The organism is Dryocola clanedunensis subsp. sulfonylureivorans (assembly GCF_016756775.1).
Taxonomy (GTDB): Bacteria; Pseudomonadota; Gammaproteobacteria; order Enterobacterales; family Enterobacteriaceae; genus Dryocola; species Dryocola clanedunensis.
Window position 1 is genome coordinate 222,182 of sequence record NZ_JAERMU010000008.1, and the last position, 19,174, is coordinate 241,355.

Below are 19,174 nucleotides of genomic sequence, written 5' to 3' on the forward strand. Positions count from 1 at the left end.
TACAGGGAATATTCATGCGCACTTCAATGCTATTTAAAGCAGCCTGCCTGACAGGCCTGCTGGTTCTTACTGGCTGCGCGTCTAAAGTGACGCCGCCCGAAAAATATTCAGGTTTTTTAAAGGATTATTCAGGCCTTCAGGAAACCACCTCCCATACGGGTAAAACCGTTTTGCGTTGGGTTTCAACAGATTTTAATAGTGACAACTATGACAGTCTTGTCTATAACCCATTGACCTATTATCCAGTGCCAAAACCAAATACCCAGCTGGGGCAGGATACGCTGGATAAAATTCTTAATTACGCAAACACCAAACTTAAGGCTGGCGCGGAAGAACGTATTAAGCTGGTTCGCACGCCGGGGCCACACAGCCTTATTTTCCGTGGTGCAATTACCGGCGTAGACAGCAGTAAAGAAGGGCTGCAGTTCTATGAGGTTATTCCGGTTGCCATGATTGTTGCCGGTACGGAGATGGCAACGGGCCATCGCACCATGGATACCAGCCTTTATTTTGAAGGTGAGCTGATTGATGCTTCCACCAACAAAGTTGTCATGAAAGTCGTGCGCAAGGGTGAGGGTAAAACCATTAATAACGAAAGCGCGCCGATCACGGTTGAATCTATAAAAGGGGTGATTGACGATATGGCGACGGATGCTTCGATGTTTGAAGTTAAATAACGCCATTAAAGAAGGAAAACCACACTTTTTCCTTCTTTGTCAGCAATCTAAGGGAGCGGTGCTCCCTTTTTTTATACCGCACGTTTACGAAGCAAAAAACCTTTAAACATCCCAGGTCTTGAGAACATGACCAGATTGCCCAGCAGAATCATTGCCAGGCCGATAACGGCATTACTGTGCCAGACGTAACCCTCATAAACCGTCGATAAACTCAGCGCCACCAGTGGGAACAGCAGTGTACTGTAGGCCGCCTGACCCGCACCAATGCGCCCGACCAGCGTGAAATAAGCGCCGAATGCGATGACCGATCCGAAAATGGCCAGATAGAAAAGGGAGCCGAGATAGCGTGCTGTCAACTCGGGCATAAACGAATCCCCCCGCGCCAGCGCAACGATACCCATCATGACCGCGCCGTAGAACATCGCGTAGGTGTTCGTTGAGAGCGTCTCCAGCCCCCGGCGCTGGTGGCGAGTGCTGATCATATTACCCATCGAGAAGCCAAACGTGCCCAGTGCGCTCAGGCCGATGCCGGTCAGCAGCGAAGGAGCTAGCTGCGTGGCAACCAAATCGTGCCAGAACAGCGCAATGACACCGGCAATGCCAAGCACTGCGGCAGGCAGCAAATTGGGGTGCGGGCGCTGGCGAAAGAACAGCATGCTGTTAACGGCGTTGAACAGCACCGCCATCGAAAAAATCACCGACTCGAGACCGGAGCTTATCCAGGCGGCGGCGTGATAAAAACAAAAGAAGTTGAAGCCGAAAACGCATGCCCCCTGCAGCAAGCAGAAAAGATGATCGTGCAGGCTAATTCGCCTTAGGCGCCCGAGTGATGTCAGAACAATCACCATTACCGCCGCCGCGACGGCAAATCGCCAGAATATTGAAACCGGTACGGAAACCACACCCTGCTGCATGTAAATGGCCAGCCACGTCGTTCCCCAAATCACTACCACCAGAATATAAAGCAAAGCGTTCATGTTGTTATCTCCGTCGAACAATGGCCCCAGTGTGCGGATAACTTCGCCGGCTGGCTTTCATCTGCCTGCGTGACTTGCATATTCTTGCGCATTTATTTCATCAGCTGCGGGGGAATCACTGGTAACAAGCCCTGGCACTCCATACACTAACGCTCTGGTTCCACACTGATACTTGCCCATGACTAAGCCTTACGATGCTTTTGAAAATCTGCGTAAGCACAACGCTCATCTTGACGATAGCGTGCAGCTTGGCTCGGGTATTCAGCTGGCGGCCTGGTCAAATCATTTCGACAGAGTCACCCAGTGCAGCGACCACCACACGCTCAGTCTGTACATCAACAACGGCTACGAAACCTACCAGAAAACGACCCGCGGCTGGAAAAGCGGCGGCGGGCCCGATCGCTTTTGCCTGATGCCGGAAAACAGTGAGACGACGTGGGACATTCGCAATGCGTTTTCCTTTGTCCATCTGTACTGCACGGATGAACACCTGCGACACATTGCCATGCAAATCTGGGATCGCAGCCCGATAAATTTACAGCTGGATGAAAAAATCTTTGCGGACGATCCGCGTATCACGCAGCTGTACCGCCATTTTCTGTTGAGCAGCGACTGGCAGCAAAGCGCCAGTCATATGACGTTAAGTACCGCATCAACGCTGCTGCTGACGCATCTGGTGCAGCATTACAGCAGCGTGCAGTGGAAACTGCCCGCCGTTCGCGGCGGGCTTGCGCCGGTGGTGTTGCGCAATATACAGGCCTACATAGAGCAGCATCTCAGTGAGCCGCTAACGCTCGCCGAGCTGGCGCTTGAGGCAGGCCTGAGCGAATTTCATTTTGCCAGAATGTTTAAGCAGTCAACGCAGCTGGCGCCGCACCAGTACGTCATGCAGCGACGTATGGTGCGTGCAGAAGCGCTGGTTCGCCACAGCCTGCTGTCGCTGACGGACATAGCCATGTCCTGCGGGTTCAGCTCGGCCAGCCATTTCAGCAACCGCTTCAAGTCTATGATGGGCGTTACGCCGTCGCAGCTACGCTCTGCGGCGCAGTGAAAACACCCCGTAGCATAACCCTCCGGCAAGCAATCCCCAGAACGCTGAACCAACACCCGCCAGCGTCAGCCCTGAGGCGGTGACCAGGAAGGTGACGACGGCGGCATCGCGCTCCTTTTCATTGGCCAGCGCCTGATGCAGGCTTCCGGCAATGGTGCTCAGTAGCGCAAGCCCGGCCAGGGTATGGATATAGGCCAGCGGCAGGGCGGTCAGCAGCGTGGATATCGAGCCACCAAAAATGCCCGCCAGTAAATAAAATACGCCGGCAGCAGCAGCGGCCAGCCATCTTCTGGCAGGATCCGGATGCGCTTCGGGGCTCTGGCAAATGGCGGCGGTGATCGCAGCGATACAAATGGAAAAAACGCCAAAAGGCGCCAGCAGCAGGGCAATGGTGGCCGTCACGACAATCAGCGGCGAAACGGGAACGTCATAGCCTGACGCTTTAAGCGTTGCTACGCCGGGGGCATTTTGGGAGGCCATCGTGACCAGGAAGAAGGGCACGCCAATGCCCAGCAGGCTGGAAAGCGAGAAGTGGGGCGCGGTGAACTCGGGTAACACGATGGCCGTCGACACGCTTTGCGCCTGAAACCCGCCGGTAACCAGAGAAATCACTAATCCCGTGAGCATCGCCACCACAACGGCATAGCGAGGGGCCAGCACTTTAGCCACAAGCCAGCCGAACAACATACCTGCGCTTAATAAAAAGTGACCCTGTAACGATGTGAAGGCATCCAGCCCAAACCGCAGCAGTATTCCCGCCAGCATGGCAGCGGAAAGCGTAGGGGGGATAAGGCGCATCAGGCGCGCAAATAGCCCCGTTGCACCGCAAATCAGAATCAGAAAAGAGGCAAAGATAAACACGCCCACGGCTTCGTTTAGCGTGCTGCCATGCAGGCTGGTTGCCAGAAGTGCCGCACCCGGCGTGGACCAGGCCGTGAGAACAGGAGCGCGGTACCAGAGCGTCAGAACCAGCGTGCTGATCCCCATGCCGATACCCAGCATCGTCAGCCAGCCCGCTATCTGCGCGCTGTTTGCGCCTGCGGCATCTGCCGCCTGCCAGATAATGGCGGCCGAGCTGGCATAGCCTACCAGCACGGCAACAAAACCGGCCAGCAGGGTTGGCAGTGGAATACATGGCATCTTCATCACTTTCCCTCGTGCGTTATAACGTCCGCCGGAGTATAGCGCCGTGCGTTATAGCGCACAAGGCGTTATACTGTGCCGCTGACCAGGAGAAAATAATGGATATTGCCACCCACCTGAGCGCTATGCTCAAGGCGCTTCGCCAGTCCCGCGGCTGGAGCCTGACGCAGGCCGCTGAAAAAACCGGCGTTTCAAAAGCGATGCTGGGCCAGATTGAACGTACGGAGTCCAGCCCGACGGTGGCCACGCTATGGAAAATTGCCACGGGGTTCAACGTGCCGTTTTCAGTGTTTTTGCAGGACCGCGAACAGCCTGAACGTCCGGTATACGATCCGCAAAACAGCGACATGGTTGTGGTGCCGCTCTTTCCTTTTGATGAGCAGCTCCGCTTCGATCTCTTCGCTATCTCTCTTGCACCCGGCGCGCTGAGCGAATCATCGCCCCATGATGTTGGCGTGGTGGAGCACGTGACGGTTATCAGCGGCGCGCTGGATATGCAGATTGAGGGGGAGTGGCAGACGCTGCATGCGGGTGAGGGCGTGCGTTTTGCGGGGGATATTGCGCACAGCTACCGCAACAGCCGTGCAGAGCGCGTGCAATTTCATTCGCTGATTCATTACCCGGCGTCCTCTGCCGACCAGTAAGGGCGCATGGGCCAAACATCCCCTGTTTTTAAGGCGTCTTTCTGACTACAATAGCCGCCTCTCGCCCATCAGACAGATAATGACAACTATGCGCCTGCACGCTAATCATCTTGAGTTACTCAGCCCCGCCCGCGATACCAACATTGCCCGTGAAGCTATTCTGCACGGCGCAGATGCTGTTTATATCGGCGGTCCGGGGTTTGGCGCTCGTCACAATGCGGGGAACAGCCTGCGCGACCTGGCCGAACTGGTGCCTTTTGCCCACCGTTACGGTGCTAAAATTTTTGTCACGCTGAACACTATTCTTCATGACAACGAGCTGGAGCCGGCGCGCCTGATGATTCACGATCTCTATCAGGCAGGTGTGGACGCGCTAATCGTGCAGGACATGGGCGTAATGGAGATGGATCTGCCGCCCATTGAGATCCACGCCAGCACGCAGTGCGACATCCGCAGCGTAGAAAAAGCGAAGTTTCTGTCTGACGTTGGCTTCTCACAAATTGTTCTGGCCCGTGAGCTGAATCTCGACCAGATCCGCGCGATTCATCAAAACGTAGATGCCACCATTGAATTCTTTATACACGGCGCGCTCTGCGTCGCGTACTCCGGGCAGTGCAATATCTCTCACGCGCAGACAGGCCGCAGCGCCAACCGTGGAGATTGCTCCCAGGCGTGTCGTTTGCCGTACACGCTGAAAGACGATCAGGGCCGCGTCGTGGCCTTTGAAAAACATCTGCTGTCGATGAAAGATAATGACCAGAGCGCTAACCTTGCGGCGCTGGTCGATGCGGGCGTACGTTCCTTCAAGATTGAAGGGCGCTACAAAGATATGAGCTATGTGAAAAACATCACTTCTTACTACCGTCAGCTGCTCGATGAGCTGATGGAGAGCCGCACTGACCTGGTCCGAGCCTCTGCGGGCCGCACGTCCCATTTCTTTATTCCGTCCCCGGATAAAACATTCCACCGCGGCAGCACCGACTACTTCGTTAACGAGCGTAAAATCGACATTGGCGCCTTCGACTCCCCGAAGTTCATCGGCCTGCAAATTGGCGAAGTCCTGAAAGTCGGCAAAGACCACCTTGATGTTTCCGTGAAGGACGAACTGACCAACGGCGACGGGCTAAACGTCTTAATCAAGCGAGAAATCGTTGGCTTTCGTGCTAACACCGTGGAAAAAACCGCTAAGAACCAGTACCGCGTCTGGCCGAACGAGATGCCGGAGACGCTGAAAAACGTCCGACCGCATCATCCGCTGAACCGTAATCTGGACCATAACTGGCAGCAGGCATTGCTGAAAACGTCCAGTGAACGCCGTGTGGCGGTGGATATGGAACTGAGCGGCTGGGCAGAGCAACTGGTGCTGACGCTGACCAGCGAAGAGGGCGTGAGGGTGACGAAAACCCTCGAAGGGCAGTTCGAGGCGGCGAACAATCCACAGAAGGCTTACGACAACCTGCGCGATGGCCTGACCAAGCTTGGACAGACCATGTATGCCTCGCGCCAGGTCAATATCACTCTACCAGAGCCGTATTTTGTTCCAAACAGCCTGCTAAACCAGCTTCGTCGTGATGCCATTGATGAGCTGACCGAAGCTCGCCTGCAACAGTATCAACGTAGTGTCCGTAAAGCGGTCTCTGTGCCGGCCCCGGTTTACCCGGAAGAACATCTCACTTTCCTTGCTAACGTCTACAACCACAAAGCGCGCGAGTTTTACCAGCGTTACGGCGTTAAACTTATTGACGCAGCCTATGAAGCGCATGAGGAGAAAGGTGAAGTGCCGGTCATGATCACTAAACACTGCCTGCGCTTTGCGTTTAACCTCTGCCCTAAACAGGCGAAAGGGAATATCAAGAGCTGGCGAGCCACGCCAATGCAGCTGGTGCATGGGGATGAGATACTGACGCTGAAATTTGATTGCCGTCCTTGTGAAATGCACGTTATCGGAAAAATGAAAAATCATATTCTGAAGATGCCGCTACCGGGCAGCATTGTGGCCACCATCAGCCCGGATGAGCTGCTTAAAACGCTGCCTAAGAAGGCAAAAGAGTAATACAAGTTAATTTATTAAAATGTCATTTCTAAACGCCCATTTCGATGGGCGTTTTTTTAGGCTAATCGCCAGAAAAACATAATTAATATCAATGAATGGTCATCTGGATTAACAAGCTGTGGGAAATTAGTAGGGCAGAAAATAACCGCTGAATTGTGACGGCACAAGCCAGTGTTTGCCGGAACAGCGCGGTAACGGACTGCTTTGCTATGCGATCTGAAGTTTCTTAGATCGTTCTTTCACCCTGAAACCCAGGATTAAAAGATGACAGTATTAAATCAACCAACCTGCAAACTGTTTACCGATACTGCACGTTTTACTCAGCTGTCGGGCTATTACGAAGAGGAACGTCGTACGGTGTGGATGCTGCTGAGGGCGCAACCGCGTCCCTGCTTTAACCATGCGCTCATCGAAGAGATCATGAACCTGAGTTACCTGGTCCAGAAGTCGGGATTTGAGGTGGATTTCTGGGTGACCGGTTCGCTGGTCCCGGGAATGTACAACACCGGTGGCGATCTCGGCTTTTTCGTTGAAACCATACAGCAGGGGCGGCGTGAAGCACTAAGGGCTTATGCTCGCGCCTGTGTCGACTGTGTTCATGCTGCATCCCGCGGTTTCGATACCGGTGCGATTAGCCTCGCAATGGTGGAAGGCAGCGCTTTGGGAGGCGGTTTTGAAGCCGCTCTGGCGCATCACTTCGTTCTTGCTCAGCGAGACGCGCGGCTTGGCTTCCCGGAAATCGCCTTTAATCTCTTTCCGGGCATGGGCGGATATTCGCTGGTGGCAAGACGCTCGGGTATGAAGCTTGCGGAGGATCTTATCTACAAAGGCGAATCGCATACCGCGGAATGGCACGCACAGCAGGGCCTGGTCGATGTGTTGTTTGAGCCAGAGCAGGGCTATATGGCTACCCGAACCTTTATTGATACTCTGCAACCGAAGCTAAACGGCGTTCGCGCCATGTTACGGGCGCGCCAGCGTGTTTTGCAGCTGCCAAGGGCAGAACTGATGGATATCACGGAAGATTGGGTCGACGCGGCTTTCTGCCTGCAGGAGAAAGACATCGCTTATATGGAAAGACTGGTGCAGTTGCAAAATCGTCATACTGCGACCGCCTTACGTAAAGCGAGCTAGCGTTAAATATAAATAGTTATAAACGTGATGGGATAAATATGTAGAATAAATCCTGTCACTTAAAGACGCCGTGATTTAATTGCGGCGTCTTTTATATGCATTAGTAACGATGGCAACCTTGACGATAATACTTTTAGTTAGCCTTATTCTGGTTGGCATTTTTTGGAACGTATCTGATTTTTACGCTGGTCATATACCTGCTTGTCCCTGAAGGCGCTTTGTTGGATATGGCCATGAAGTATAAAACTGACCTTACCAGTGAGGGGGGATAACTTCATGGGATAGGTGATTTTGATTGGATCCGCACGGCTAAACGTACTCTTTATTTGGCTGGCCGCAGGCGTTTATCAGTACCTTAGGGTAAAAAACGCCTTGATTCATCGCGCCGTCCTTGCCTGATAACGCTTCAGCCAGCGCTCGAAAACCGCGGCGGGCATGGGTTTAGCGAACAGGTAGCCCTGGCGTTCGTTAACGCCGTTTTTGGTCAGGAAGGCATCTTCTTTCTGGCTCTCAACGCCTTCCGCGATAACCTGCAAATTTAACGCCTGAGCCACGGCAACAATCGCTCTGACCAGCGACTGTGAGACGGACTGCTTGTGGATATCCCGCACGAAGGCCTTATCGAGTTTAATGGCGTCGATGGGGAAGCGGGCGAGCTGTGAGAGGGAGGAATAGCCGGTGCCGAAGTCGTCCAGGTGAACCTGCGCGCCGAGTTTACTGAACTGCTGAATCACCGACAGCGCCAGATCCTCATTTTCAATCAGGCAACTTTCCGTCAGCTCTACGTCAATCGGGCAGTACTCGAAGTTCAAATCCTTCAGCGCCTGTTTCAGATCGCTGAAGATGGTCTGGTCGGCGAGCTGGCGGGCTGAGACGTTAACCGCAACGCGCAGGTTAATGCCTTTGTCACGCCATTTGGCCACCTGCTGCACAACGCTCAGCATGACCCAACGCCCAAGCGGCACAATCAGCCCGGACTCCTCGGCGTAGGAGATAAAGTCCAGCGGAGGGATCAGCCCGCGTTCCGGAGACTGCCAGCGTACCAGCGCTTCAAGGCTGCGAACCTCGCCGCGCCAGGTCATCTTGGGCTGGTAATGAATGACCAGCTGATCGTTTTCCAGCGCCTTGCGCAGGTTGGTATCCAGCCAGAGGTATTCAAACACCCTCTGGTTCATATCCGGGGAAAAGACGCAGAATTTACCGCGTCCGCTCTCTTTGGCGGTGTACATCGCCGTATCTGAGTTACGAATAAGGCTCTCACGATCTTCGCCATGCTGCGGAGCGAGAGAAATCCCCAGCGAACAGCCGGTATAAACTTCAATCAGGCCGATGCGGAAGGGGGTTTTTAAGCGGGTGAGAATACGTGAGGACATGGCTTCAAGCGCGCTCTGAGACGAGTCGGATGCCAGGACAATAAACTCATCGCCCCCAAGTCTTGCGAGGATCTGACCCTCTTCCAGACAGCTCAGGATGGCCAGCGACACGGCCTGTAAAAGCTGGTCGCCAAACATATGCCCGTAGGCGTCATTCACTTTCTTAAAGTTATCGAGATCGAGATAGACGACGCCCACCTGGCCGGTTCCGCGGTTTTCTATCGCGGAGCTGATCAAATCGTGGATCGCGTTTCGGTTTGGCAGTCCGGTTATCGTATCGGTATTGGCCAAAACGCGCAGCCGCTCCTGGGCGCGTCGCTCTTCGGTGATATCCGTCCCGGAGCAGATAAGATAGATTTCGTTTTTGCCGCTGCCGCTGTGAACGAACTTATTGCGGAACAGGAACAGGCGCTGTCCCTTACGGGTTTTCACCCAGCGTTCCACTTCATAGGAGTTACCGTTGCGGAAAAAACCGCTGATGTTCCTTCTGGAAGCGGCGGCCTCGCTGCGGCTCATAAAGAGTTTAAAAACGTTCTGCCCGATGACTTCATGCTCTTTCAGGCCCGTGTACTCTTCGCTCAGACGGTTGAAACGCTGAATATTCCCCTGACGGTCGAGGATGACAATCACCGAGTTTGCTTCGGAAACGACCTGCTCGGCAAATGACAGCCCCTGGGCCAGGTCACGGGCCACGGAAGGGGTGTCGTGCCACGCAGAAGCCGTACCGGCCCATTCACGCTTCGAGACTTTACGTCCGACAAGATGCACCGGCACCTCGCTGCCAAACAGTGAAATCGACATGGTGATACTGGAGGTAATAACCGTCATGCGGCGAACGTCATCTGCCTGCTCCTGGGTGAGCGCCACCACCTGGGTGGTATCGGCAGTTTCATGTGCGGCAAGTTGCAGAGCATTGCTGTCCAGAAGCAAACGCCAGTATGGACTGGTTGTCCCTAAGTAACGGTAAAGCAGGTTCTGCTCCAACTCGTCTTTCATGCTTTCTCCTGAACAGATACGCAGTGCGTCTTTAGTATTTATATTAGCAACATAAAGCCAATATCAGACATGCGGCAACCGTTAATATCTGAGAACTGCGTTAAGCGTCAGAAAAATGGCGCAAATGTGCATATTATCTGGAGCCATTAACCCTTAAGTCGGTTAAAAACTCTAAGAATTGCTTATTAATTTACAGAGGAAATTATAATTAAAGCAATGATATATTCATTTTCAGAGCATTAAAGCAGTATAGATTGCCGGTTAAGGCAGGACGAGGCGGGGTGTCAGAAAAGAAAAAGGCTGAAAAATTATTCAGCCCTGGTGATTATTTATCAGCACTCAGAGGGCAGGACGAGCGATGACGCTGCGGGTTTCCATACGCACTTCAGCGATGGTGACATCGATAACGTCAGTCACTTTGTAAGCCACTTCGCCTTTGATCTGCACGGTGCCCAGCTCCTGGCTGCAAACCATTTCATCACGCACGGCGTGAATAAACGGAGCAGGGATGAAGGCCACCGCGCCATTCTCCACCAGACGAACGCGCATCCCGCCACGGCTGACATCAATGATTTCAGCGGCGAAGCGGGTATCCGTTCCTGCCTTATCATTCAGGAAGCGGGCATACAGCCAGTCGCCAACGTCGCGTTCAGCCATACGGTTCAGGCGGCGACGCTCAGCCATCTGCACGGTGACTTCAGCGACCGGGCGGTCAATGCTCTCACCTTTGATGATCGCTTTCAGCAGACGGTGGTTAACCATGTCGCCATATTTACGAATCGGCGAGGTCCAGGTGGCGTAGGCTTCCAGACCAAGGCCAAAGTGCGGGCCTGGTTCGGTGCTGATTTCCGCATAGGACTGATAGCGGCGGATGCGGCTGTCCAGGAAGCCTGTCGGCTGCGCATCCAGTTCACGACGTAATTTGCAGAAACCTTCAAGCGTCAGGACTTCTTGCGCGTCAACGGTCAGGCCGTGGCCTGCCAGCATGGTGGCCAGCTGTTCGGTATTGGCTGGGTCGAAGCCGGTGTGCACGTTGTAGATCCCGAAGCCGAGCTTTTCACGCAGCACGATGGCAGCACAGACGTTTGCGGCAATCATTGCTTCTTCAACGATGCGGTTGGCGATACGGCGCGGCTCAGCGACGATATCCAGCACTTCGCCTTTTTCACCCAGCACGAAGCGGTAATCCGGACGATCTTTAAACACCAGCGCGTGGTTGTGACGCCATTCGCCACGGCTCAGACAGACGCGTTGCAGCAGACGAATTTGTTGGGCAATCTCGTCGTTTTGCGGCTGCCATTCACCTTTGTCTTCCAGCCAGTCGGACACTTCGTCATAAACCAGCTTGGCTTTGGACTCGATGGTGGCGGCAAAGAAGTGAATGTCACTGGCAATAGCGCCGTCCTTTTCAATCACCATACGGCAGGCGACGACGGGACGGTTGACGTTGGCACGCAGGGAGCAAAGGTCATCAGACAGCTCGCGCGGCAGCATCGGAATATTGAAACCAGGCAGATAGTTGGTGAACGCACGCACTTTGGCGATATTGTCCAGTTTGCTGCCTTCGGCAATCCACGCCGTCGGATCGGCTATAGCAACTGTCAGCTGAAGCCTGCCGTCCGGCAGCGCTTCGACGTGCAGCGCATCATCCATATCTTCGGTGCTGGCGCTATCGATGGTCACGAAGTTCAGGGCGGTTAAATCTTCACGCACCAGGCCATCGTCGAGCATCTCGTTTGCCACGCCGTCTGGCGCTTCACGTTCAAGATTATGACGCGAGAGGGTCACCCACCACGGCGCGAGATGATCGTCGCCAAAGGTGATGAACTGGGTCAGTTCAGCGTAGAAACCACGGTCGCCTTTCAGCGGGTGACGCTTCATTTCCGCCACGGCCCAGTCGCCGTTCTGGAAGTCGTGCGTCACGTTACGATCGGCGCGACACTGAATGGCGTCTTTCAAAAGAGGGTGATCCGGTACGACAGAAAGACGGTCATCTTTCTTCTGTACGCGGCCAACGAAGCGGGTCAGAAACGGCTCGATAAGCTCTTCTGGCTCTGCGGTCTCCCGATCTTTTTCCGTATGGATAACGGCGCTGATTCGGTCGCCGTGCATCACTTTTTTCATTTGCGGAGGGGGGATAAAGTAGCTTTTCTGGCCGTCAACTTCGAGGAAGCCAAAGCCTTTTTCAGTACCTTTTACCACACCTTCAACGCGTGGAGTCTGGGAATGCAACTGCTGTTTTAGCTGCGCGAGCAGCGGGTTATCCTGAAACATATTATTTAGTTTTCGTGGCCAAAAGAGCGGCTGACAGTTTTACGCGAATCCACCCCCTGCGGCAAGCGATGTTTACCGTAAAATCACCCCAGATTTGTAGGCTGGACAAGGTTGCCAAGACCAAGTTTTAAACGATTAATCCAGCCAAACAGGCCACAACTGACAAGCAGCCTCAGCACCTGAGAGGCAGTAAAACCCTGCTCAAGTAAAGGTTGAATATGGGCGGCGCTGAATCTGTCCGGCGCGCGGGTCAACTGCTGCACGGCCTGGATAATGGCCCTTTCTCGTGGGTGGTTGTGGCTCCAGGCCTGGAGCGCACGCTCCCCGTTACGCATCGCCTCTGGCAGACCGTTATCATTTGCCCAAAGTTGCGCGGCCTGTGAGAAGCAGGAAGGGCTGCCGTTAATCCTCGCGGTTAACAGCATAATCAGATTCTGTTCGTCGTTCTGCAGCGGGGCTGGCTGCCATAACAGGCGAATCAGCTGACTCAGCGCGTTCAGCGTCGGTGCATCATGAGCCAACACCCAGTGCATGCCGTACAAAGGACTAAGCGGCTGGCTAAAGCTGACTGCCTCAAGCTGCTCCGCCTGAGCATAGCGCAGCTCCACGACAGGGAGATCGGCAGCCCATACCGCTTCGTGGACGTTAAATAGCTCTGCGGCCGCGTCCTGAAGCGTATCAAGGCCTGGCAACCAGCGCACCGGTAAGCCTTGTAGTGCCTGCCATGCGGCGATTGCCCGCGCCTGGAAGCCAATAAAACCGATCAGCTGATTAAACGTCACGATGTCATCGACAGAGAGGCCAACTTCATCGAGCTGCGTACGGGAGGTGCTGTCGATAAGCGTCGGCTGGCTGGCGAGCTGGCGAGCATACTGGGTGATTTGCGTCAGGCGCTGATTGCTCTCCCGTGAGGAGTCAGGCCCAGGCTGGGGGGCCAGACGCGCCGCATAGTGGTTACATAATCGCTGTACCCCATACACCTGAGCGACGGTCAGCGCGGTACTCAACCTGTCGTAGCTGCTCAGGGTATGCAGACGCGTCACGGAGACGCTGTCGGGAAGCAGCGTCTGGCTTGCGGCACGCGCCGCGGCGATCCACGACAGTTCATCGTTAAGGAGATCGGGACTGATGGTGAGGTCGAGCAAAAAACGATCGGCGTGAGCGGCTTCGGGAACTAGCGGTTGCGCTTGTGCCGGGCAGAGACTGGACTGGGTTTCGTGATACCAGTGGTTTTTGCCCGCTATCTGGCGTTGTTCCATGGTCGTTCCTTGGTCAAAGAGTTAACAGGCGGCCGTAAGGTATCCGGGGCCTGGTTCGCTGCTTTATCCTGGCGCAAGCGCGGAAGGTGACAAAAGAATGATCGGTGATAACAAATATCAGTTTGCTATATGAAGCGGTGCAGGGAAGGGGAATGCAGAAATTGAGGGGCGGACGAGCGTCCACCCCACGGGCAAAACTTATTTCAGTTCCAGCTCGTTCATTGCAGCGATGCTGAAGCCGCCGTCAACGTGGACCACTTCACCGGAGATACCGGCAGACAGGTCAGAGCACAGGAAGGCCGCGGAGTTACCCACGTCTTCGATGGTCACGGTACGACGAATCGGGGTAACCGCTTCGCAGTGGGCCAGCATTTTACGGAAATCTTTGATGCCGCTTGCCGCCAGGGTACGGATTGGACCCGCAGAAATGGCGTTAACACGCACGCCTTCTGGACCCATCGCGTTCGCCATGTAGCGTACGTTAGCTTCCAGAGAAGCTTTAGCCAGGCCCATCACGTTGTAGTTAGGGATAGCACGCTCTGCGCCCAGGTAGGACAGCGTCAGCAGCGCAGAACCTGGGTTCAGCATTTCACGGCACACTTTTGCCATAGCGACGAAGCTATAGGCGCTGATGTCGTGGGCGATTTTGAAGCCATCACGGGTAACGGCGTTGACGTAGTCACCGTCCAGCTGGTCCGCAGGGGCGAAACCGATGGAGTGCACGAAACCGTCAAACTTAGGCCAGCTTTTCGCCAGTTCGGTAAACAGCGCATCGATGCTTTCATCTTCTGCCACGTCACACGGCAGCACGATGTTTGAGCCCAGCTCAGCAGCGAAACCTTCAACACGGCCTTTCAGTTTGTCGTTCTGATAGGTGAAAGCCAGTTCAGCGCCTTCGCGGTGCATCGCCTGAGCGATACCGTAAGCGATGGAAAGTTTGCTGGCGAGGCCAGTGATCAGAATGCGTTTACCGGTAAGAAAACCCATAGCTTTGAATCCTTATAGTTTCTGCTAATTTTATGACTTTGAAATCATGATGTTACAGATGAGAAGTCACAATTATTCAACACGAAATTGAAATTATATCCCACTGACGCGTGGTTGTGTCACGTTATTTTTCCACAGTGCGGCGAGTGGTCAACGCCTCACCAGAGGTCTGAACAGCTATCCGACGATTTCGGGACTACGCTTTAGGGGATATTGACGTCAAAACATCCCCGGCTTGTGGAGAGTCATGATGAAGATAACCGTTGAAACCGTGGTGAAAGCGCCCGTTGAAAAAGTCTGGCAGGCCTACATTGACCCCGAGGCTATTAAACAATGGAATACCGCGTCCCCTGACTGGCATACGCCGACAGCCTCCGTGGATTTCAGGGAGGGGGGCCCATTCTCGTTTCGCATGGAGGCGAAAGACGGCAGCATGGGATTTGATTTTGCGGGCGAGTATACCCGTATCGTCCCACTCGAGTTAATTGAATACCAGTTTGGCGATCGTCAGGCGAAGGTGGAGTTTACCCCGGCAGACGAGGGCGTAACCGTTCATCTGGAGTTTGACCCGGATAAACAGTATCCGGAAGAGCATCAGAAAAACGGCTGGCAGGCGATTCTTGAGAACTTTGCGCGTTATGTCGAAAACGAAGCGTGAATTGCCGGAGGACGCCGACGCTTGTCCTTACTGAAGCTATAAAAAGCTTGTTGAATGTCTCAGGGCGTGAAGCGGACATTATACAAACACCCTCTGGCGCAAAAAAATGAAAGGATTTAAATTGGTCGGGCTGCCTCTCACTTCGATTCGATATCAACGGGCGCATGCCCTCGAAAAGCCCTGCGCCAATCGCTTGGGCTGACGCTGAATCTCGCTTTGAAACTCTGGCGAAAAGAGATCGGTGACTGAAAACCCACCATTTTGGATACACTTTCAATGCTACTGTTCGTCGTTTCCAGTAACTCCTGGCTTCTTTGAAGGCGCTCCGAATTCAGCCAGTCTCCAGGCGTAGTTCCGGTTGCCTTGATAAAATGACGAGTTAACGTTCGCCGACTCATGCTGACAAACCCGGCAAGTGAGTCGAGATCGTGAGGCTTGTCCAGGTTACGGCGCAAATAGTCTGTCAGTTCGTTCATTTTGCTATCCCGAGTAGATACCGGGACTGGACGTTCAATAAACTGGGCCTGACCGCCTTCCCGGTAAGGAGGAACAACCATTCTTCTTGCCACCCGGTTAACTATCGCAGAACCGTAATGGTCACGGATAATATTCAGGCAGCAATCGATACCGGCAGCAGTACCTGCAGAGGTAATCAGACGTTCATCACTGATATACAGCGAGTTGCTATCCAGATGAACAGCTGGAAATCGTTCAATGAAGTCCTGCTCGAACTCCCAGTGCGTGGCGGCACGATGCCCATCAAGGAGACCGGAATAGGCCAGTACGTAAGCGCCCAGACAAAGTCCCACCACTTCTGCGCCACGCTGCCATGCGTTTATTAACGCATCCAGCAGGGCCTGAGAAGGTTTTTCTTCCGGGTGATTCCAGTAAGGCACGATAACAATATCTGCGGTGTCCAGCAGCTCAAGCCCATGCTCCACGTTGATGGACAGACCCATATCAGACAGAACGACGCCAGGGTTTTCAGCACAGATGTCGACGCGGAATAAATCCGGTTGCGGCATAGACTGCCCGAAAATAATACAAGGGACTGAAAAGTGAAAGGGGCTAAATCCGACCGTTGCAATCACGGCGACCGTCAGTGCAGACATAACGTTAACCTTACCGTAAATGATAGGCACCGGCTCATCGGTGGCTAAAACGCTGATTTTAACTGACCAAAGGATAACAGGTGACCAGTAATAATGGCATTCCTCACCAGGCCTGTCAGAAAGCCATTGTCTCACCGTCTGCAGGAATCAGAACCTTATCTTCAATACCATGTTCAAGCGTGAACTCGTGAAGTTCCGCGCGGGTAAGAAGGCAATGATTAATCGATTCCATATGAGATGCCACGACGGTCGCAGTCGGCAACATTTTCAGCGTGCGCAGTGTGTCCTCTTTGCCCATGATAATCGGGCCGTAAAGGTCATTTACCGCATAACCGGTGTTCAACACCACAATCTCCGGGTTGAAACGCTGTAAGTTTCTTGCGTAAGGCTTAACCCAGACGGTATCACCCGCGATATACAGCGTTTTTTCATCATGGTGGGTGAAGACCAGCCCACATGCATCACCGAGTAGCTCACCCCACTGAGCATCGGCATACAATTCATTGCTGCCATGTTGGCCATCTGTTTTATAAATAGTCAGGCCGTCTACGAAATGATTTTCATCTTTCAGAACGCGAATGTTGAGAAAGCCCTGAGAACGGAGAAGCGCCGCATCTTTTTCATCCTGCGTGTAGATAAGCATGTTTTTGGGAACAGCCTGCTGGGCAGCCTCATCCCAGTGATCGGTATGGGTGTGAGTCAGGATCACGGCATCAACCGCCAGTAAATCCTCTACGGCCACAGGCAAAGCAACCATTGGATTTCGCAAGTGCGGGCGTGCATTTCCAGCAAAACCATCCCAGGCTTCTTTTTCTGCCAGCATCGGATCAATAAGGAATTTTTTACCGGCATATTCCAGTACCAGCGTGGCATTGCGGATTTGCGTTAATTTCATTGATTGCTCCAGTCATTAATCAGATTTATTCACCCACCATATTGGCTGTTGTGCTGCCGGGGATGCGAGTGGGTTTACTATAAAATGAGGAAGGGAGCGGCCGTGATAGACTCTCTGGTCATTAACCGATGAAATCAGGTCAATCGTAATGGTTCGGGTTTTACTGGCAGTCCGTTGCTGCCGAATGCCTGTTCAGTCCGCTGTTGGCACAAAGCTGCCTGTCATGCTGGTTGAGAAATGGCCTTAGCGTAGGATATTTTCCGTTTTCCAGGCGGACCCGAATAAGAACTACAAGCTCAGCTGTGCTGATTACCGGCAGACTTTATGATCGCATCCCCGCAGGCGTTTTGGCAGTTTGTACGTTAAGTTCGGGCAGGGAAGTGAACGACAGGCTGAAATGTTAAAGGCCGCGGGCGGTTAACCCCACGGCCTTACTTACGTTTCCATCAGCTTCAGAAGAAGAGGCGGATCAGTTCCAGAAGCACAATAACGGCCTTCAGAACCATGATGGCTTTATCAATAAAAGCACCCATGCGTTTCTCAATAGAACTGGAGGAGGAACACCGCTACTCACTCATCCACTGCCTGTCATAGCGGCTTCTTCATTGTTAGATGCTGAGATACCTCCTCCGGCCAGAGCACCAACTCTGAACCGGAAAATAAAAAAACCGACCTCACCAGTTAATGCCGATCGTTTAAGGATCGGTTGAACGATCCGGTGGCTGGTGTAAAAAGGGTTCATGTTCATCATGGACCCTTTTTAAATGGAACTTTCACAAGCCCTCGGCATTATCAATATTACCTCACCAGAGCACGCCCGAAGCCTTTCTGACCTCATTCCTGCTGACCTTATCCAGAAAGCTCTGACGCTGACTGACACCGTCACGCTGCGCAAACGTAAACTCCCTCTTGAATCTATGATTTGGCTTGTTGTGGGCATGTCCATCTTCTGCAATCGCCCCATGACCGAAATCGTCAATTTGATGGATATCACCGATCGTACCGGCGCACCTTTCACTGCCCGCAGCTCAGTTATCCAGCGACGAAAAACGCTCGGGGAGGATGCTGTCCGGACGCTGTTCGACATCACACAGCAGCACTGGAACCAGCAGGCAGCACACCCACAGTGGCACGGCCTGAATCTGTTTGCCGTGGATGGCGTGGTCTGGCGTACAGCCGATACCCCGGAAAACAGTGCCGCCTTCAGTAAACACAGCAGCCAGTATGGCGAGGGTGGCTATCCACAGGTCCGGATGGTCTGTCTGATGGAACTGAGCAGCCATCTGATAAACGCCAGCGCTTTTGACAGCGAGAGCGTCAGCGAAATGCGGCTGGCCGCCCGGCTGACAGAGAAAACGCCGGACAACAGTATCACCCTGTTCGATAAAGGATTTTACTCACTGGGCCTCCTGCATCACTGGCAGACATCCGGAGAGAAACGGCACTGACTGTTACCGCTGAAAAAGAATACCCGGTATGAGGTGGTGCGTAAGCTGGGGCAGGGTGACGAGCTGGTTCAGTTGAAAACGAGCCCGCAGGCGCGGAAGCAATGGCCGGCGCTACCGGCAGAAATAACGGCGAGACTGCTGACCCGGAATGTGGACGGAAAAGAACGGCAGGTACTGACCTCGCTGACAGACCCTAACCGTTATCAGGGTAACCTGCCTTCGATATTTGGGCGCGAAAACTATGTGATATTTACAGTTCCAACGGGTGTGCGCTAAGCTCTTTTCGCCCCCCACTGGGACCCCCTTTTGACGTGATGCATATCAATAATTTGCTACTTTCGGTGTGCTTTCCTGCCACAGCCGCTCAAATTCTATCCTGATAGACCGCCACCAGTTGCGGCTGGTTGCGTATCACAATCAATATCTTTATTGCGGTGTTTATACTGTTTTGTGGATCTCGATGGGTATGGTTCCTGGGGAGCCTGCATCATTA

Annotated in this window: 15 protein-coding genes and 2 pseudogenes; 7 read left to right on the forward strand and 10 right to left on the reverse strand. The window is 53.5% G+C overall.

All coding sequences use genetic code 11. From position 1 onward, the window contains the following. Nucleotides 1-14: 14 nt before the first annotated feature. Nucleotides 15-677 (forward strand): DUF3313 domain-containing protein, encoded by a 663-nt coding sequence (locus tag HYQ67_RS10685; protein WP_202303669.1) that lies wholly within the window; start codon nt 15-17, stop codon nt 675-677. A gap of 71 nt (nt 678-748) precedes the next feature. Here the strand turns inward: HYQ67_RS10685 and HYQ67_RS10690 are convergent, their stop codons facing one another. Further along, entirely contained in the window at nt 749-1,654 is a 906-nt protein-coding gene (locus HYQ67_RS10690) for a DMT family transporter (protein ID WP_202303670.1), read from the reverse strand. A 178-nt stretch (nt 1,655-1,832) separates the two neighbouring features. Here HYQ67_RS10690 and HYQ67_RS10695 point away from each other — a divergent pair, with 178 nt between their 5' ends. Then, entirely contained in the window at nt 1,833-2,705 is an 873-nt protein-coding gene (locus tag HYQ67_RS10695; protein ID WP_202303671.1) for an AraC family transcriptional regulator, read from the forward strand. Here the strand turns inward: HYQ67_RS10695 and HYQ67_RS10700 are convergent. Beyond that, a complete protein-coding gene (locus HYQ67_RS10700; protein ID WP_431355434.1) occupies nt 2,685-3,845 on the reverse strand; it encodes a benzoate/H(+) symporter BenE family transporter in 1,161 nt (386 codons plus the stop codon). The genes HYQ67_RS10695 and HYQ67_RS10700 overlap by 21 nt on opposite strands. Nucleotides 3,846-3,946: 101 nt before the next feature. On the opposite strand from HYQ67_RS10700, the gene HYQ67_RS10705 reads away from it, so the two are divergent. The 3 genes from HYQ67_RS10705 (at nt 3,947) to HYQ67_RS10715 (ending at nt 7,679) form a co-directional block, all read left to right on the forward strand. Further along, nucleotides 3,947-4,492, forward strand: a complete 546-nt coding sequence (locus HYQ67_RS10705) for a helix-turn-helix domain-containing protein (RefSeq protein WP_237391189.1) — start codon at nt 3,947-3,949, stop codon at nt 4,490-4,492. Nucleotides 4,493-4,580: 88 nt separating this feature from the next. Next, nucleotides 4,581-6,545, forward strand: a complete 1,965-nt coding sequence (locus HYQ67_RS10710; RefSeq protein WP_202303695.1) for a peptidase U32 family protein — start codon at nt 4,581-4,583, stop codon at nt 6,543-6,545. Nucleotides 6,546-6,809: 264 nt separating this feature from the next. Next, nucleotides 6,810-7,679, forward strand: coding sequence for a crotonase/enoyl-CoA hydratase family protein (locus HYQ67_RS10715; protein WP_202303673.1), 870 nt, complete (start codon nt 6,810-6,812; stop codon nt 7,677-7,679). A 377-nt stretch (nt 7,680-8,056) separates the two neighbouring features. Here HYQ67_RS10715 and pdeR read toward each other — a convergent pair whose 3' ends face one another. From pdeR to fabI, 4 genes are all read right to left on the reverse strand, one after another. Then, nucleotides 8,057-10,048: a cyclic di-GMP phosphodiesterase gene (gene pdeR / locus HYQ67_RS10720; protein WP_202303674.1), complete on the reverse strand. Its 1,992-nt coding sequence runs from the start codon at nt 10,046-10,048 to the stop codon at nt 8,057-8,059. Nucleotides 10,049-10,387: 339 nt separating this feature from the next. Beyond that, nucleotides 10,388-12,322: an exoribonuclease II gene (locus HYQ67_RS10725; RefSeq protein ID WP_202303675.1), complete on the reverse strand. Its 1,935-nt coding sequence runs from the start codon at nt 12,320-12,322 to the stop codon at nt 10,388-10,390. Between the two features lie 83 nt (nt 12,323-12,405). Beyond that, nucleotides 12,406-13,581: a CMD domain-containing protein gene (locus HYQ67_RS10730; protein ID WP_202303676.1), complete on the reverse strand. Its 1,176-nt coding sequence runs from the start codon at nt 13,579-13,581 to the stop codon at nt 12,406-12,408. 198 nt (nt 13,582-13,779) lie between these two features. Continuing rightward, entirely contained in the window at nt 13,780-14,568 is a 789-nt protein-coding gene (gene fabI / locus HYQ67_RS10735; protein WP_202303677.1) for an enoyl-ACP reductase FabI, read from the reverse strand. A 247-nt stretch (nt 14,569-14,815) separates the two neighbouring features. On the opposite strand from fabI, the gene HYQ67_RS10740 reads away from it, so the two are divergent. Beyond that, nucleotides 14,816-15,226, forward strand: coding sequence for an SRPBCC domain-containing protein (locus HYQ67_RS10740; protein ID WP_202303678.1), 411 nt, complete (start codon nt 14,816-14,818; stop codon nt 15,224-15,226). Nucleotides 15,227-15,363: 137 nt separating this feature from the next. Here HYQ67_RS10740 and HYQ67_RS10745 read toward each other — a convergent pair whose 3' ends face one another. The 3 genes from HYQ67_RS10745 to dinQ form a co-directional block, all read right to left on the reverse strand. Beyond that, complete coding sequence (locus HYQ67_RS10745) at nt 15,364-16,338, reverse strand: GlxA family transcriptional regulator (RefSeq protein WP_202303679.1); 975 nt, start codon at nt 16,336-16,338, stop codon at nt 15,364-15,366. Between the two features lie 115 nt (nt 16,339-16,453). Next, nucleotides 16,454-17,233, reverse strand: a complete 780-nt coding sequence (locus HYQ67_RS10750; RefSeq protein ID WP_202303680.1) for an MBL fold metallo-hydrolase — start codon at nt 17,231-17,233, stop codon at nt 16,454-16,456. Nucleotides 17,234-17,685: 452 nt separating this feature from the next. Further along, nucleotides 17,686-17,766: a damage-inducible type I toxin DinQ gene (dinQ, locus tag HYQ67_RS24380; RefSeq protein WP_408626175.1), complete on the reverse strand. Its 81-nt coding sequence runs from the start codon at nt 17,764-17,766 to the stop codon at nt 17,686-17,688. Between the two features lie 231 nt (nt 17,767-17,997). Here dinQ and HYQ67_RS10755 point away from each other — a divergent pair. Further along, nucleotides 17,998-18,885: pseudogene (locus HYQ67_RS10755) on the forward strand (IS4 family transposase); the annotation flags it as partial. 6 nt (nt 18,886-18,891) lie between these two features. On the opposite strand, the pseudogene HYQ67_RS10760 reads toward HYQ67_RS10755, so the two are convergent. Beyond that, nucleotides 18,892-18,975 (reverse strand): annotated as a pseudogene (locus HYQ67_RS10760) (IS200/IS605 family transposase); the annotation flags it as partial. Nucleotides 18,976-19,174 lie beyond the last annotated feature (199 nt).

What these genes read in the sequence shown, in the direction of transcription:
- dinQ (WP_408626175.1), bottom strand. Translation starts at nt 17,766, where the DNA reads ATGGGTGCTTTTATTGATAAAGCCATCATGGTTCTGAAGGCCGTTATT.
- HYQ67_RS10745 (WP_202303679.1), bottom strand. Translation starts at nt 16,338, where the DNA reads ATGTCTGCACTGACGGTCGCCGTGATTGCAACGGTCGGATTTAGCCCC.
- HYQ67_RS10715 (WP_202303673.1), top strand. Translation starts at nt 6,810, where the DNA reads ATGACAGTATTAAATCAACCAACCTGCAAACTGTTTACCGATACTGCA.
- HYQ67_RS10685 (WP_202303669.1), top strand. Translation starts at nt 15, where the DNA reads ATGCGCACTTCAATGCTATTTAAAGCAGCCTGCCTGACAGGCCTGCTG.
- HYQ67_RS10750 (WP_202303680.1), bottom strand. Translation starts at nt 17,233, where the DNA reads ATGAAATTAACGCAAATCCGCAATGCCACGCTGGTACTGGAATATGCC.
- fabI (WP_202303677.1), bottom strand. Translation starts at nt 14,568, where the DNA reads ATGGGTTTTCTTACCGGTAAACGCATTCTGATCACTGGCCTCGCCAGC.
- HYQ67_RS10725 (WP_202303675.1), bottom strand. Translation starts at nt 12,322, where the DNA reads ATGTTTCAGGATAACCCGCTGCTCGCGCAGCTAAAACAGCAGTTGCAT.
- HYQ67_RS10700 (WP_431355434.1), bottom strand. Translation starts at nt 3,845, where the DNA reads ATGCCATGTATTCCACTGCCAACCCTGCTGGCCGGTTTTGTTGCCGTG.
- HYQ67_RS10730 (WP_202303676.1), bottom strand. Translation starts at nt 13,581, where the DNA reads ATGGAACAACGCCAGATAGCGGGCAAAAACCACTGGTATCACGAAACC.
- HYQ67_RS10695 (WP_202303671.1), top strand. Translation starts at nt 1,833, where the DNA reads ATGACTAAGCCTTACGATGCTTTTGAAAATCTGCGTAAGCACAACGCT.
- HYQ67_RS10705 (WP_237391189.1), top strand. Translation starts at nt 3,947, where the DNA reads ATGGATATTGCCACCCACCTGAGCGCTATGCTCAAGGCGCTTCGCCAG.
- HYQ67_RS10710 (WP_202303695.1), top strand. Translation starts at nt 4,581, where the DNA reads ATGCGCCTGCACGCTAATCATCTTGAGTTACTCAGCCCCGCCCGCGAT.
- HYQ67_RS10690 (WP_202303670.1), bottom strand. Translation starts at nt 1,654, where the DNA reads ATGAACGCTTTGCTTTATATTCTGGTGGTAGTGATTTGGGGAACGACG.
- HYQ67_RS10740 (WP_202303678.1), top strand. Translation starts at nt 14,816, where the DNA reads ATGATGAAGATAACCGTTGAAACCGTGGTGAAAGCGCCCGTTGAAAAA.
- pdeR (WP_202303674.1), bottom strand. Translation starts at nt 10,048, where the DNA reads ATGAAAGACGAGTTGGAGCAGAACCTGCTTTACCGTTACTTAGGGACA.